A 13,832-nucleotide genomic window follows, 5' to 3' on the forward strand; every position below is an offset into this window, starting at 1 on the left:
GATCTGATAAGGACTTCATGTTATCTGATATAAATGTCACGCTGCGATTCCCCGGCAGGCTGCATGGTACTGACGCAGGACATCCTGAATATGGTCGATAATGAGGTCGTGCGGTGTTGCATTGAGCACACCTTCGCGCACACGTTGATACTGCAAAGGTAAATACTGGCTTATCAAGGGTAGCGGCAGCGGTGCGGCTGAGAGATTTTTTATCAGCTCTGCTACCGAGTCGTCGACCTCGTTGTCCGGCCAGTAGTAACGCATACGATCTGAATAGCTGTAGCTACGTGCCAGATGCCGGGATTTATGGTCTCCCGCGTAATGGCTTTGCCAGAAATCGGGCCTGTCGAGCATGGCATCTTCCATTACGCTACGCAGACCGGAACGCTTATGGGCGGGCAGAAGTTCTTCTTCAATCGCTACCAGACCAAATAAGGCTTCCCGCAAGGCAAATGTCAGTGCCGGGCCAACTTTCAGGATAGCGAAATGGTCCCGCACCAGCTGTTGCAAAGCGTTCGGTGTCTGGTAATCGGTTGAATGTGCCTCAAACACTAAGGAGTCGATGCTCTCAACCATCTTGCTCAACATTTGGGCTTTTTCAGGTACATAGTCAATGACATGGGTATGATCGAACTCTACGCCCGGCTGTACCACAAGCGCAACCACGCGTGGCCAGATGTCTCCGAGGCCCTGTTGTTCAAATGCCTGAATGTGGGCCTGCAATGTTTTTTGCGCCGCTTGTGGCGATGTGACAGCCAGCTCCATCAATGTTTCATGTGCGCCACCCGGAACGGGAACTTCGGTGCCAATGACGTAAGCCAGATCACGGTATCCAAAGGTTGCCTGGCTGGTTTCTTCAGCCACTTTTGCCAGTCTTGCTGCACGAGCGGCAACAATTTCATCGGTTAAGGGAACGGGGTCCCCTGAGCAGGACATGCTGCAATCGAGGTGGATTTTTTTAAACCCCGCTTCGACATAACCCGCAATCAAAGCGCAGGCGTTATCCATTGCCTCGCTGGCCGGCAATGCTTGCCACCGATTGGGGCCCAGATGATCTCCACCGAGAATCAACCGATCGTGGGAGAAGTTCAAAAGGGAGGCCATTTGGAGAACAAACTGGCGAAAATCTTCCGGCGTCATGCCCGTGTAGCCACCAAACTGATCAACCTGGTTTGAAGTTGCCTCAATCAACAGTAGCTGTTTTGTGGCGCGTGCATAGCGTATTGCAGCTTCCAGTACCATCGGATGTGCAGAACAAACTGAGTAGATACCTTCTCCACTTCCTTTCTTATGAGCTTGCACAATATCAATAATGCTTTTCACTTTCTTCTCCATAATGACATCCAACAAAATAATTCTTTCATTTGATTTGTTTTAGTGTGTTTGTCTTTCCTTTGAAAGGAAAATGAAAGATATGAAAAGCACGATCCGGTTCACAAAAGAAATAAATCGAAAGATATGCATCAAATGCGGTGCCAGAACAAGGAGTACGCCCTTGCATTTCCGTTGAAGAAAGGAGTTAATAAGTTAATCGAAATGAAACGAAAGAATTTATCAGGACCTTTTGATGACGAACAACGATTCTTTGGCGGTAAAGCGGACGACCGGTACCAGCGGCAGGCGTGAACAAATTATTCAACAACTACGCGAACAGGGCAGCGTGCAGGTTAACCAGCTTTCGACCCAGTTTGGGGTCTCAACCGTGACGATTCGCAACGATCTCGCTTTTCTGGAAAAGCAGGGCATTGCGGTACGCGCTTACGGTGGTGCACTGATTTGCGACAGTAATACTCCGCCGGTGTCAGAGCCCACGCTGGAAGATAAAAGTACGCTCAACACTTCTCTCAAGCGCAGCATCGCGCAAGCCGCCGTGGACCTTGTAAGGCCGGGGCATCGCATTATTCTGGACTCCGGCACAACCACTTATGAGATTGCCCGCTTATTACGTGAACATACCGATGTGATTGCGATGACCAACGGGATGAATGTGGCGAATGCATTGCTGGAAGCAGAAGGGGTAGAGCTGTTAATGACCGGCGGTCATCTACGCCGACAGTCGCTCTCTTTTTATGGCGATCGGGCTGAGCAGTCGCTCCAAAATTACCACTTCGATATGCTTTTTCTGGGTGTCGATGCCATTGACCTGGAGCGGGGAGTGAGCACTCATAACGAAGATGAGGCGCGATTAAACCGCCGCATGTGTGAAGTGGCGGAGCGGATTATTGTGGTGACGGACTCCAGCAAATTCAATCATTCAAGTTTGCACAAAATCATAGATACACAACGTATTGATATGGTCATCACGGACGAAAATATTCCGGCTGAAAGTCTGAGTGGGCTGCGTAAGTTAGGGATTGAGGTGGTGCTGATTCAGCCATAAAAAAAGCATGGCCGAAGCCATGCTAAAAATACGATGAGTTTTTTTATAATGATGAATCAGGTCACCGGAGCGGGGTTGAACACCGCCAGTTGGTTGTGCAGACCCCATTGATCCGAGAAGGTTTTCTTACGGCCACTCGCCACATCCAGGATGAAATGGAACAGTTTCCAGCCCACATCCTCGATGGACTCTTCGCCTGTGGCGATGGTGCCCGCGTTAATATCCATCAGGTCAAACCAACGGTTGGCCAGCTCAGTGCGGGTCGCCATCTTGATGACGGGTACTGCCATCAGGCCATACGGTGTACCGCGGCCGGTTGTGAACACCTGAACGGTGATACCGGAAGCCACTTGTTGCGTACCACAGACGAAGTCGCTCGCCGGGGTTGCTGCGTAAATTAAGCCTCGTTTGGTCGGGCGTTGGCCAGGAGAAAGCACTTCAACAATGGCGCTTTTACCGGATTTGGCGATAGAACCCAGGGCTTTTTCCACCACGTTAGCCAGACCGCCTTTTTTGTTACCCGGAGAAGGGTTGGCGCTACGGTCAGTTTTCCCCATATCCAGATAGTTGTCGTACCAGGCCATCTCTTCGAGCAGACGTTTGCCCACTTCTTCGGTTTCTGCACGCGGCGTCAGCAAGTGGATGGCATCACGCACTTCGGTCACTTCAGAGAACATGACGGTTGCGCCACAACGCACAAACAGGTCAGAGGCATAGCCTACGGCCGGGTTCGCGGTCACACCGGAGAAGGCATCACTGCCGCCACACTGCGTGCCCACAACCAGTTCAGATGCCGGGCAGGTTTCACGCTTACGTTGATTCAGTTTCGCCAGATGACGTTCAGCCACTTGCAGAATGTCATCCACCATAGAACGGAAGCCGACATGATGCTCGTCCTGCAGACGCACAATACTTGCGCTGTCTACCGGAATGGCTTGCACATCATCGGTGCCCTGCAACAGACGCTCTGGTTGCAGTTTTTCGCAGCCCAGACCGATAACCATCACTTCGCCACCGAAGTTCGGGTTCAGCGAAATATTATGAATGGTACGGATAGGCACCACGGCTGCGGGGGCATTGATGGCCACACCACAACCATAAAGATGGTTCAGACCGACCACGCCATCGACGTTCGGGTATTTCGGCAGCAGGTCGCGTTCAATGATTTTCACAACATAATCAACCACGCCAGCAACACAATGCACGCTGGTGGTGATGCCGAGCAGATTTTTGGTCCCTACGCTGCCGTCCGCGTTGCGGTAGCCTTCGAAGGTATAGCCTTCCAGCGGCGGCAGTGCTTCGGGTACTTTGGTCGCTAAAGGTAATGTATTCAATGGCGGCGCTTTTGGCAGTTCGACGGTGGATTCGTCGATCCAACTGCCGCGCGCAATGTCTCGCACTGCATAACCAATGACTTCACCGTAACGAACAATCTCACCATGATGTGGAATATCTACCAGCGCAACTTTATGGCCCTGCGGGATATGTTCAATTAACTCTAACCCGTCCGGGAAGCGTGTTCCCGCTTTTAAGCCATTGTCATTAACGATGATCGCGACGTTGTCGGTCTCATGTACTTTAATATAAAACGCCGTAGGCGACTGCTGTCTAATTTCAATGTCGGCCATTGTCAGGTAATCTCCAGCTAACTGTACGATGCATTACTCAAAAAGGAATAAAGTAGAAACGATTCTGTAATTATCACAAATTAAAAACTCGTTTGATGAAATAAGAATGTCAGGAGTTCTAATATTAAAATGTGATCTAAATCACTTATTTCTGCGATGACCCGCCTTGTCTGGGGAGGAATGATAAGATCTGTGCATCAGCGCCCAGGGGTATGTGCATATGCTCAAAAAAATCTTCTTTACCCCTTCCAGAATTGAGCATCACTCCAGTGCGTGGCCTATAGGTGATGATTATACTGAGCGATAATAAAATTAAATATGTCGTTACCTGATATTAGCTTCGAGAGCTTATTTATAAGTCGGGTGATTCTTACATCAAAATAATTATATTTTTAATTTAAGCCGGGCCCGAGAGGTTTGTTATGTCTGTACAAAATAATGTTGAAGTAAAACGGGGTATGCCAACCCGTTATTTAATACTGCTGATAATCTTTATTGTTACTGCAATTAACTATGCAGACCGCGCGACGCTCTCCATTGCGGGAACCGAAGTTGCTAAAGAGTTACAACTTGACTCTGTCTCCATGGGTTACATTTTCTCTGCGTTTGGTTGGGCTTACCTGCTGATGCAGATCCCTGGCGGCTGGCTGCTTGACCGCTTCGGTTCGAAAAAAGTCTATACCTACAGCCTGTTTTTCTGGTCGCTCTTTACCTTTATGCAAGGTTTTGTCGACATCTTCCCGATAGCATGGGCCGGTATCTCCATGTTTATCATGCGTTTCATGCTGGGCTTCTCTGAAGCGCCCTCGTTCCCGGCAAATGCCCGTATCGTGGCGGCCTGGTTCCCGGCAAAAGAGCGTGGTACTGCATCCGCTATCTTTAACTCAGCGCAGTACTTCTCGCTGGCGCTGTTCTCACCCCTGCTGGGTTATCTGACCTTTGCCTGGGGTTGGGAGCACGTGTTTACCGTGATGGGTGCACTGGGCTTTGTGCTGACGGCCATTTGGGTTAAGTACATGCATAACCCAACCGACCACCCTCGTATGAGCCGTGAAGAGCTGGATTACATCTCTGCCAACGGCGCGGTCGTTGACATGGACCACAAAAAAGCCGATGACGGCAGTCAAAAGGGTCCGAAGCTGGATTACATCAAGCAGCTTTTGTCTAACCGTATGATGCTTGGTGTGTTCTTTGGTCAGTACTTCCTGAACACCATTACCTGGTTCTTCCTGACATGGTTCCCGATTTACCTGGTGCAGGAAAAGGGCATGTCGATTCTGAAAGTGGGATTTGTTGCCTCCATCCCGGCGCTCTGCGGCTTTGGTGGCGGTGTGTTAGGCGGTCTGTTCTCTGACTACCTGATCAAGCGCGGCTACTCTCTGACCGTCGCACGTAAGCTTCCTATTGTTCTTGGGATGCTGTTGGCTTCAAGCATCATTCTGTGTAATTACACCGACAACACCGTGCTGGTTATCGCCTTAATGGCACTGGCATTCTTCGGAAAAGGTTTCGGCGCGTTGGGCTGGCCTGTTATCTCCGATGTCGCACCAAAAGAAATTGTGGGTCTGTGCGGCGGCGTGTTTAACGTGTTCGGTAATGTGGCGTCCATTGTTACCCCGTTAGCAATTGGATACATGGTTAAAGAGTTGCATTCTTTCAACGGTGCGTTGGTCTTTGTTGGCTGTTCGGCCCTGATGATGATGGTGTGCTACCTGTTTGTGGTCGGCGACATCAAACGTATGGAATTGAAAAAGTAAGCAACGACAAAATTTAAGGTGCAAAAGATGAGTAACGATATTTTCCCGAACAAATTTAAAGCTGCACTGGCGGCGAATCAGGTTCAAATCGGTTGTTGGTCGGCGCTGGGCAGTCACATCAGCACCGAAGTTCTGGGGCTGGCGGGTTTTGACTGGCTGCTTCTGGACGGTGAACACGCCCCTAACGACGTGCTCTCTTTTGTACCGCAGTTGATGGCGCTGAAAGGCAGCGTAAGTGCGCCGGTCGTGCGTATTCCAACGAACGATCCGATTGTTTTCAAGCGCCTGCTGGATATCGGTTTCTATAACTTCCTCGTGCCGTTCGTCGAGACGGCTGAAGAAGCTGCAAGCGCGGTCTCTGCAACCCGTTACCCGCCGGAAGGAACGCGCGGTGTGTCCGTTTCGCACCGTGCCAACATGTTCGGTACCGTGCCGGATTACTTCGCTCAGTCGAACAAAAATATCGCCATCATCGTGCAGATCGAAAGTCAGCAGGGCGTGGATAACCTCGACGCTATCCTCGAAACCGACGGCGTTGACGGCGTATTTGTAGGGCCAAGCGACCTGGCTGCAACTCTGGGTTACATCGGCAATGCCGCACACCCGGAAGTACAGCGCACCATTCAACACATCTTTGCTCGTGCAAAAGCGCACGGCAAACCGAGCGGTATCCTGGCGCCTGTCGAAGCTGATGCGCGTCGTTACCTGGAATGGGGTGCGACCGTTGTTGCCGTTGGCAGCGATCTGGGCGTGTTCCGTGCGGGTACGCAGCGACTGGCAGATACCTTTAAAAAATAATCACACCACCATTGAATAAAGAGAGAGACGCAATTATGACGATGAAAGTTGGTTTCATTGGCCTGGGTATCATGGGTAAACCAATGAGTAAAAACCTCATTAAAGCAGGTTACTCACTGGTGGTCTCTGACCGCAATGCCGATGTGGTCGCAGAACTGGTCGCCGCAGGCGCACAATCCGCCACCAGCGCAAAAGCCATTGCAGAACAGTGTGATGTGATCATCACCATGCTGCCGAACTCCCCGCATGTGAAAGAAGTCGCATTGGGCGAAGGCGGCATCGTTGAAGGTGCAAAACCGGGTACCGTTCTCATCGACATGAGCTCCATCGCGCCGCTGGCCAGTCGTGAAATCAGCGAAGGCCTGAAAGCAAAAGGCATTGAAATGCTGGATGCGCCGGTGAGTGGCGGTGAGCCGAAAGCTATCGACGGCACCCTGTCCGTAATGGTTGGCGGCGATAAAGCGCTGTTCGACAAATACTACGATCTGCTGAAAGCCATGGCCGGCTCCGTGGTTCACACCGGTGACATCGGTGCAGGTAACGTGACCAAGCTGGCTAACCAGGTCATCGTGGCGCTGAACATCGCGGCAATGTCTGAAGCACTGTCTCTGGCAACCAAAGCCGGCGTTAACCCGGAGCTGGTGTTCGAAGCGATCCGTGGTGGTCTGGCAGGCAGCACCGTGCTGGAAGCAAAAGCACCGATGGTGCTGAACCGCAACTTCAAGCCGGGCTTCCGCATCGACCTGCACATCAAAGATCTGTCCAACGCACTGGACACATCCCATGGTGTAGGCGCTCAGCTGCCGCTGACCGCTGCGGTAATGGAAATGATGCAGGCGCTGCGTGCTGATGGTCATGGCAACGACGACCATAGCGCTATCGCGTGCTACTACGAAAAACTGGCGAAAGTAGAAATCACTCGCTAAAAGACGGGCGCGGGACCGCGCCCTGAATTTCTTATACATCACCCTCTTGTCAGGTAACAAATGCGTGTCGCCGGAAGAGGGGGGTGTATGCCTTGCGCGGCAATGTCAGGCTAATCAACTATGAAAATCGTAATCGCCCCAGACTCTTATAAAGAAAGCCTTTCTGCTACCGAGGTAGCCCAGGCGATAGAAAAAGGATTTCGGGAAATCTTCCCGGATGCTCAATACGTTTCAGTTCCGGTCGCGGACGGCGGTGAAGGAACGGTTGAGGCCATGATTGCCGCCACAAAAGGTTCGCAGCATACGGCTTTTGTCACGGGTCCATTAGGTGAAGAAGTCAATGCATGCTGGGGCATGTCCGGCGACGGTAAAACCGCCTTCATTGAAATGGCAGCCGCGAGCGGACTGGCACTTGTCCCCCCAGAATTACGTAACCCCTTGATCACCACATCGCGCGGCACCGGGGAGCTTATTTTGCACGCGCTGGAACATGGGGCAAAGAATATCATTATTGGCATCGGCGGTAGTGCTACTAATGACGGTGGCGCGGGCATGGTTCAGGCGCTGGGCGCTAGACTCAGTGATGCCAATGGCACCGAAATTGGCAATGGCGGCGGCAGTCTGATGAGCCTGAACTCCATTGATATCTCGGGCCTGGATCCACGCTTAAGTACCTGCACCATTCGGGTAGCTTGTGATGTGACCAACCCGTTAACCGGTGAGCAGGGCGCATCCCGCATTTTTGGGCCGCAAAAAGGGGCAACCGAAGAGCTGATCGTCGAACTGGATCGTAATCTCGGCCACTATGCTGATGTGATCAAAAAATCACTGAACGTCGATGTTAAAAACGTTCCTGGTTCGGGAGCCGCGGGCGGTATGGGGGCAGCATTAATGGCCTTCCTCGGTGCAGAACTGGGTAGTGGTATTGAGATTGTCACTCAGGCGCTGAACCTGGAAGAGCACATTCATGATTGCACCCTGGTGGTGACCGGTGAAGGCCGTATCGACAGTCAAAGCATTCACGGTAAAGTGCCGGTGGGCGTGGCGAGTGTGGCGAAGAAATACCACAAGCCCGTTATCGGTATTGCCGGTAGCCTGACGCGTGATGTCGGCGTGGTACATCAATATGGTATCGATGCCGTGTTCAGCGTATTAACCAGCATTGGCACCCTGGAAGAGGCCTTCCGCGGCGCATTTGATAATATTTATCGCGCCTCACGTAACATCGCCGCCACTTTACGGGTTGGCATGCTGACTGAGGGGTGACATCAGCGCGCAAACGCTCTATACTGCGCGCCGAAGCTGACCAGACAGTCGCCGCTTCGTCGTCGTCCTCCTTCGGGGGAGACGGGCGGAGGGGAGGAAAGTCCGGGCTCCATAGGGCAGGGTGCCAGGTAACGCCTGGGGGGTGTAACAGCCTACGACCAGTGCAACAGAGAGCAAACCGCCGATGGCCCACGCAAGTGGGATCAGGTAAGGGTGAAAGGGTGCGGTAAGAGCGCACCGCGCGACTGGTAACAGTTCGCGGCACGGTAAACTCCACCCGGAGCAAGGCCAAATAGGGGTTCACAAGGTACGGCCCGTACTGAACCCGGGTAGGCTGCTTGAGCCAGTGAGCGATTGCTGGCCTAGATGAATGACTGTCCAACGACAGAACCCGGCTTATCGGTCAGTTTCGACTCTTTAAGAACCCCGCCTCGGCGGGGTTTTTGCTTTTGTGCCGTTTGAAAAGATGAATGACTGTCCAACGACGCTTTTCATGAAAGAATGCGGCTTATCAGTCAGTTTCGACTTTTTAAGAACCCCGCCTCGGCGGGGTTTCTGCTTTTGTGCCGTTTGAAAAGATGAATGACTGTCCAACGACGCTTTTCATGAAAGAATGCGGCTTATCAGTCAGTTTCGACTGTTTAAGAACCCCGCCTCGGCGGGGTTTTTGCTTTTGTGCCCTGCGAAAACTTCGCTCGATCGGCCCCCTCGCCCCGTTGGGGAGAGGGCTGGGGTGAGGGGGAAAATGCGGCGCTGAGGGTCATTCCGTTCACCTTATGTTCCTTGCTTTTCTGTCACGCCAGAACCCGTGAACGTGCCAGGGTGGTTCACCGCCACCACCCTGGCGACCCGGGCTCCCGGCCAGGAAAATCGCCGCTGGCGCGGTCCACTTAGCGTATGCCTTCAGGCTTATCGGGGACGGGCGAAGGTAACGTCCGTGTAAAGTCGCCCTCGCCGCGCATCCCTGCGCGTCGCCCCGGCCTTGCGGATACGCTTCGTCGATTTTCAGCCGGACCCTGTCATCGCGGTGGCTGTTGTGTTCTCATTGCGCAGTGTTATCGCTGCAAAACGTAATATTACTGGGCCCCCTCGCCCCGTTGGGGAGAGGGCTGGGGTGAGGGGGAACATAGCACGCACCCTCCCCATTTCCAGTAGCTCAGCACAACCCGGTATTGCATCTGCCGCCAGCAGTGCTCTACTGAACCTCTGAACCCACCATGGAGGTTATGCATGAGCACGCACCCATTACGGCAAATCATCGAAGCCTGCGATAAGGCGATTACAGCGAAAGATTACGACACGCTGCTAACTTACTACGCTGAAGACGCTGCTCTGGTCATCAAGCCCGGCATGATTGCCCGCGGCAAAGAGAACATCCGTAAGGCATTCATCGCCATCGCGGATTATTTCCAGGGAACGCTGGTGGTGGAGCAAGGCGAGATGCAGGTGATTGAGGGGGCTGGAAACGCGCTCGTCATCATGGAAACGCTGTTGCGTTACCCGGACGGGGCAGGAGGCACGGTCGAAACCACCCGGCGGGCAACCTACGTCTTTCGCGCTGAAGCCGATGGCCGCTGGTTGTGCACCGTAGACAACTCCTACGGTACTTCTTTGCTTGATAACCCATAAGCTATAACTGCCCCGGCGAAGGCCAGGGCAGTTTTATGCGGCTTCGTCGTCCTCAGCGATTCTGACTTCAGCATCAGCGACGATGGCTTCAAGTTCGGTCAGCATCTCATCGTAACCAAAAGCCGGGGCGGGCTTTTCCGTTGCTGACGGGAGGGCGACTACATTTTCTGTTGCCTTGTTTTTTTGCATCGTCTTTTTACTCATTAGCTGACTCCATAGCATCGGCTCACACCGGTAAATCTATCAGCAAAGCGCGAAGCGGCGTATCGGCAACGAGCGTTATGTTAGCCTCATCACGAATAAATGCACCGTCACCACACGTCAGTGCTTCCTTCGCTTCACACGGGCTCTGCGCGTGTACGGTGCCGTGAATCGATTGCAGGTACGCACGCGGGCCATGTAACTGAAAACTCAGCTCTTCGCCTTTTTGCAACTCAATGTGGTGCAACCAAACCTGCTGACGCAGTTGCAGGCTCTCCTCGCTGCCATCCGGGGACGCCAGTAACTGGCGCGCCTGGTCGCGAATACTCACCTTTTGTACCACGGCATTCTCACGCTCCGGGCAGGCGTCAAGCCACAACTGCATACGGGTCAGGGGCTTATCTTTACTCAGGTTATGCTCGCTGTAGCTGATCCCAGGCTGAGTGGCAATCAGCAGCGCTTCGCCTGCTTTGGCTTGTATATGGTTACCTTCGCTGTCGCGATACTCAGCTTCACCTTCGAGGATCAGGTTGATGATGTCCACTTTTGGGTAGGTTCGCGGCTGGAATGATGCGCCCGGTGCGAGCACCTCCTGGTTTAGAACGCGTAAGGAGGCGTAGCCCAAAAGTTTCGGGTCAAAATAATGTCCAAAAGAAAAGGTGTAGCGGGCCTGGAGCCAGCCGAAGTCGGCTTGACCGCATTGTTTGGCTGTTCGGGTAATAATCATAATTCTTGACCTCTCTTTACACTAAAACAATGGTAAAGGTATGGACGGTGCATTGTTAGCCAGATATTCTGCCCGGTATGTTCAAATTTCCTGAATGAGAACAAAAAATGGCGAAAGATAGGGCACTTACGCTCGAAGCGTTACGCGTAATGGACGCAATAGACCGACGTGGCAGCTTTGCTGCCGCGGCAGATGAACTGGGGCGCGTACCTTCTGCGCTCAGTTACACGATGCAAAAACTGGAAGAAGAACTGGACGTGGTACTTTTCGACCGTTCGGGTCACCGCACCAAGTTTACCAATGTGGGACGTATGCTGCTGGAGCGCGGGCGCGTGTTACTGGAAGCGGCGGACAAGCTGACCACCGATGCCGAAGCGTTGGCCCGTGGTTGGGAAACCCATTTAACGCTGGTCACTGAAGCGCTGGTGCCAACACACGAGCTTTTCCCGCTGGTCGAAAAGTTGGCGAATAAAGCCAACACACAGCTTTCTGTCATCACCGAGGTGCTGGCAGGGGCGTGGGAGCGGCTGGAGCAAGGGCGTGCAGATATTGTGATTGCACCGGATATGCATTTCCGCTCCTCCTCGGAAATTAACTCCCGCAAACTCTATAAAGTGCTCAACGTCTATGTGGCAGCGCCGGATCACCCTATTCACCATGAGCCGGAACCGCTCTCTGAAGTGACGCGTGTGAAATATCGCGGCGTGGCCGTGGCCGATACCGCGCGTGAGCGCCCGGTACTGACCGTGCAGCTGCTGGATAAGCAGCCGCGTCTTACCGTGAGTACGATTGAAGATAAGCGTCAGGCGTTACTGGCAGGATTGGGTGTGGCAACCATGCCGTATCCGCTGGTTGAGCAGGACATTGCGGAAGGGAGACTGCGCGTAGTCAGCCCGGAATACACCAGCGAAGTCGACATCATTATGGCCTGGCGACGCGACAGCATGGGTGAAGCGAAGGCCTGGTGTCTGCGCGAAATCCCCAAACTGTTCTCCGGCAAATAACGCCCCGTCGCGCTTAAGAAAACGCTTTTGGCTTGAGCCCAAAGCGGTTTTCCCCCTCCGTACCGTGCTGGCTCAGAAACGCCAGCAGCATCAGCCAGCCTAAAACCGGGATGCACCACAGCCACAGCCATTTTGCCGTGCGATCGGTGTCATGCAATCGACGTGACTGGACGGCGAGCGAGGGGAGGAAAACCAGCAGCGCATAAATCAGACTGAACACGGCAACCTGTTGCCAGGCGACTATCCGGTCCAGCACAATCAGCACACCGAAGAGAATGATGTTGACCAGCATAAACATCCAGAACTCGCGGCGATGCGCGCGTCCGTGAAAAACGGCATAGTTGCTGAGTACTTTGAAATACCAGTCCATTTCGTAACCCCGACCATCATTCAATTTCTTGTTTTATCAGCGATCACTGTAAGAATAGACGGCAAAAAAACACAGCGCGGGGAAATTTTCAGGGCGCCGGTCAGCGCCCCGGAAACGATCAGGCGAAACGTGTATCGCGCCCGTGTGGCTCGTTTAAATCCTGCCATGGCCCAATGGAAATAATGCCCGTCGGGTTGATGGTTTTGTGGCTGCGATAGTAATGGTGGCGGATATGCTCAAAATTGACCGTCTCAGCGATCCCAGGGATCTGGTAGATATCCCGCAGGTAGCCATACAGATTGAGATAGTCACTGATGCGATGTTTATCGCATTTAAAGTGGGTGACATAGACCGGGTCGAACCGCACCAGTGTTGTCCACAAACGGATATCGGCTTCAGTGAGCTGGTCACCCGTCAGGTAACGATGCTGCCCCAGTATTTGCTCCAGACGCGCCAGTGATTCAAAAACTTTCTCAACCGCTTCGTCATAAGCTTGTTGGCTGGTGGCAAAGCCTGCCTTGTAAACGCCGTTATTGACGTTGTCATAAATCCAGCTATTGAGTTCGTCGATCTGTGGACGCAGCGCGGGCGGGTAGTAATCCCCGGCACGGGCACCCTGCGCATCAAATGCGGTATTGAACATACGAATAATTTCAGCGGATTCGTTGCTGACAATCGTGTGATTTTTCTTGTCCCATAACACCGGAACCGTTACCCGACCGGTGTATTGCGGGTCAGCGTGCAGATAAAGCTGGTACAGGAACTCGTGCTGATACAACGAATCTCCGGTCGCCGCCGGGAAATCGTCATCAAAGGTCCAGCCATTTTCAAACATCAGCGGGTTGACCACCGATACCGGCAGAAAGGATTCAAGCCCTTTTAAGGTGCGCATAATCAGCGTGCGGTGAGCCCAGGGACAGGCCAGAGAAACATAGAGGTGATAGCGGTCTTTTTCGGCAGCGAAACCACTCTCGCCCGAAGGGCCTGCGCTGCCATCTGCGGTCAGCCAGTTGCGGAAGGCTGAAACTGAACGCTGGAAACGTCCACCGGTTGATTTTGTGTCATACCAGGTGTCGTGCCAGACGCCGTCAATCAATTGTCCCATCATGCTTCTCCTTTAAATGGCAAAAGCGAGGAGCCTGGCTC

The 13,832-nt window shown here is 52.9% G+C and carries 13 protein-coding genes and 1 other RNA gene; 8 read left to right on the forward strand and 6 right to left on the reverse strand.

Annotated features, from left to right (window positions below; genetic code table 11):
• Positions 1-36: 36 nt before the first annotated feature.
• Complete coding sequence (kbaZ, locus tag ACUY4Q_RS03140; protein ID WP_458047245.1) at positions 37-1,335, reverse strand: tagatose-bisphosphate aldolase subunit KbaZ; 1,299 nt, start codon at positions 1,333-1,335, stop codon at positions 37-39.
• A 232-nt stretch (positions 1,336-1,567) separates the two neighbouring features.
• Between kbaZ and ACUY4Q_RS03145 the strand changes: the two genes are divergently transcribed.
• Positions 1,568-2,380 (forward strand): DeoR family transcriptional regulator, encoded by an 813-nt coding sequence (locus ACUY4Q_RS03145; RefSeq protein WP_458045646.1) that lies wholly within the window; start codon positions 1,568-1,570, stop codon positions 2,378-2,380.
• Positions 2,381-2,436: 56 nt separating this feature from the next.
• Here the strand turns inward: ACUY4Q_RS03145 and garD are convergent, their stop codons facing one another.
• Positions 2,437-4,008 carry a galactarate dehydratase gene (gene garD / locus ACUY4Q_RS03150; RefSeq protein ID WP_458045647.1) on the reverse strand — a complete coding sequence of 524 codons (1,572 nt, stop codon included), beginning with the start codon at positions 4,006-4,008 and terminating at the stop codon, positions 2,437-2,439.
• 422 nt (positions 4,009-4,430) lie between these two features.
• Between garD and ACUY4Q_RS03155 the strand changes: the two genes are divergently transcribed.
• From ACUY4Q_RS03155 to ACUY4Q_RS03180, 6 genes are all read left to right on the forward strand, one after another.
• Positions 4,431-5,765 (forward strand): MFS transporter, encoded by a 1,335-nt coding sequence (locus ACUY4Q_RS03155; RefSeq protein ID WP_458045648.1) that lies wholly within the window; start codon positions 4,431-4,433, stop codon positions 5,763-5,765.
• A 27-nt stretch (positions 5,766-5,792) separates the two neighbouring features.
• Positions 5,793-6,563, forward strand: coding sequence for a 2-dehydro-3-deoxyglucarate aldolase (garL, locus tag ACUY4Q_RS03160; RefSeq protein ID WP_458045649.1), 771 nt, complete (start codon positions 5,793-5,795; stop codon positions 6,561-6,563).
• A gap of 35 nt (positions 6,564-6,598) precedes the next feature.
• The gene (gene garR, locus ACUY4Q_RS03165; RefSeq protein ID WP_458045650.1) at positions 6,599-7,489 is read left to right on the forward strand and encodes a 2-hydroxy-3-oxopropionate reductase; all 891 of its coding nucleotides are present in this window, start codon (positions 6,599-6,601) and stop codon (positions 7,487-7,489) included.
• Between the two features lie 120 nt (positions 7,490-7,609).
• The gene (gene garK / locus ACUY4Q_RS03170; protein ID WP_458045651.1) at positions 7,610-8,755 is read left to right on the forward strand and encodes a glycerate 2-kinase; all 1,146 of its coding nucleotides are present in this window, start codon (positions 7,610-7,612) and stop codon (positions 8,753-8,755) included.
• 32 nt (positions 8,756-8,787) lie between these two features.
• An RNA gene (gene rnpB, locus ACUY4Q_RS03175) (RNase P RNA component class A) lies at positions 8,788-9,170 on the forward strand.
• A gap of 815 nt (positions 9,171-9,985) precedes the next feature.
• A complete protein-coding gene (locus ACUY4Q_RS03180) occupies positions 9,986-10,384 on the forward strand; it encodes a YybH family protein (protein ID WP_458045652.1) in 399 nt (132 codons plus the stop codon).
• Between the two features lie 33 nt (positions 10,385-10,417).
• Here ACUY4Q_RS03180 and ACUY4Q_RS03185 read toward each other — a convergent pair whose 3' ends face one another.
• Both ACUY4Q_RS03185 and ACUY4Q_RS03190 read right to left on the reverse strand, forming a co-directional pair.
• A complete protein-coding gene (locus tag ACUY4Q_RS03185; RefSeq protein WP_458045653.1) occupies positions 10,418-10,588 on the reverse strand; it encodes a protein YhaL in 171 nt (56 codons plus the stop codon).
• A 22-nt stretch (positions 10,589-10,610) separates the two neighbouring features.
• The gene (locus ACUY4Q_RS03190) at positions 10,611-11,312 is read right to left on the reverse strand and encodes a pirin family protein (protein ID WP_458045654.1); all 702 of its coding nucleotides are present in this window, start codon (positions 11,310-11,312) and stop codon (positions 10,611-10,613) included.
• A gap of 107 nt (positions 11,313-11,419) precedes the next feature.
• Here ACUY4Q_RS03190 and ACUY4Q_RS03195 point away from each other — a divergent pair, with 107 nt between their 5' ends.
• Positions 11,420-12,316, forward strand: coding sequence for a LysR family transcriptional regulator (locus ACUY4Q_RS03195; RefSeq protein WP_458045655.1), 897 nt, complete (start codon positions 11,420-11,422; stop codon positions 12,314-12,316).
• Positions 12,317-12,329: 13 nt separating this feature from the next.
• On the opposite strand, the gene ACUY4Q_RS03200 is transcribed toward ACUY4Q_RS03195, so the two are convergent.
• Together ACUY4Q_RS03200 and ACUY4Q_RS03205 are read right to left on the reverse strand one after the other, a co-directional pair.
• Positions 12,330-12,686, reverse strand: coding sequence for a DUF805 domain-containing protein (locus ACUY4Q_RS03200; protein WP_458045656.1), 357 nt, complete (start codon positions 12,684-12,686; stop codon positions 12,330-12,332).
• A gap of 118 nt (positions 12,687-12,804) precedes the next feature.
• Positions 12,805-13,791 (reverse strand): glutathione S-transferase family protein, encoded by a 987-nt coding sequence (locus ACUY4Q_RS03205; RefSeq protein ID WP_458047246.1) that lies wholly within the window; start codon positions 13,789-13,791, stop codon positions 12,805-12,807.
• Positions 13,792-13,832: the final 41 nt, after the last annotated feature.

It is taken from the genome of Phytobacter cepae (genome assembly GCF_054165735.1).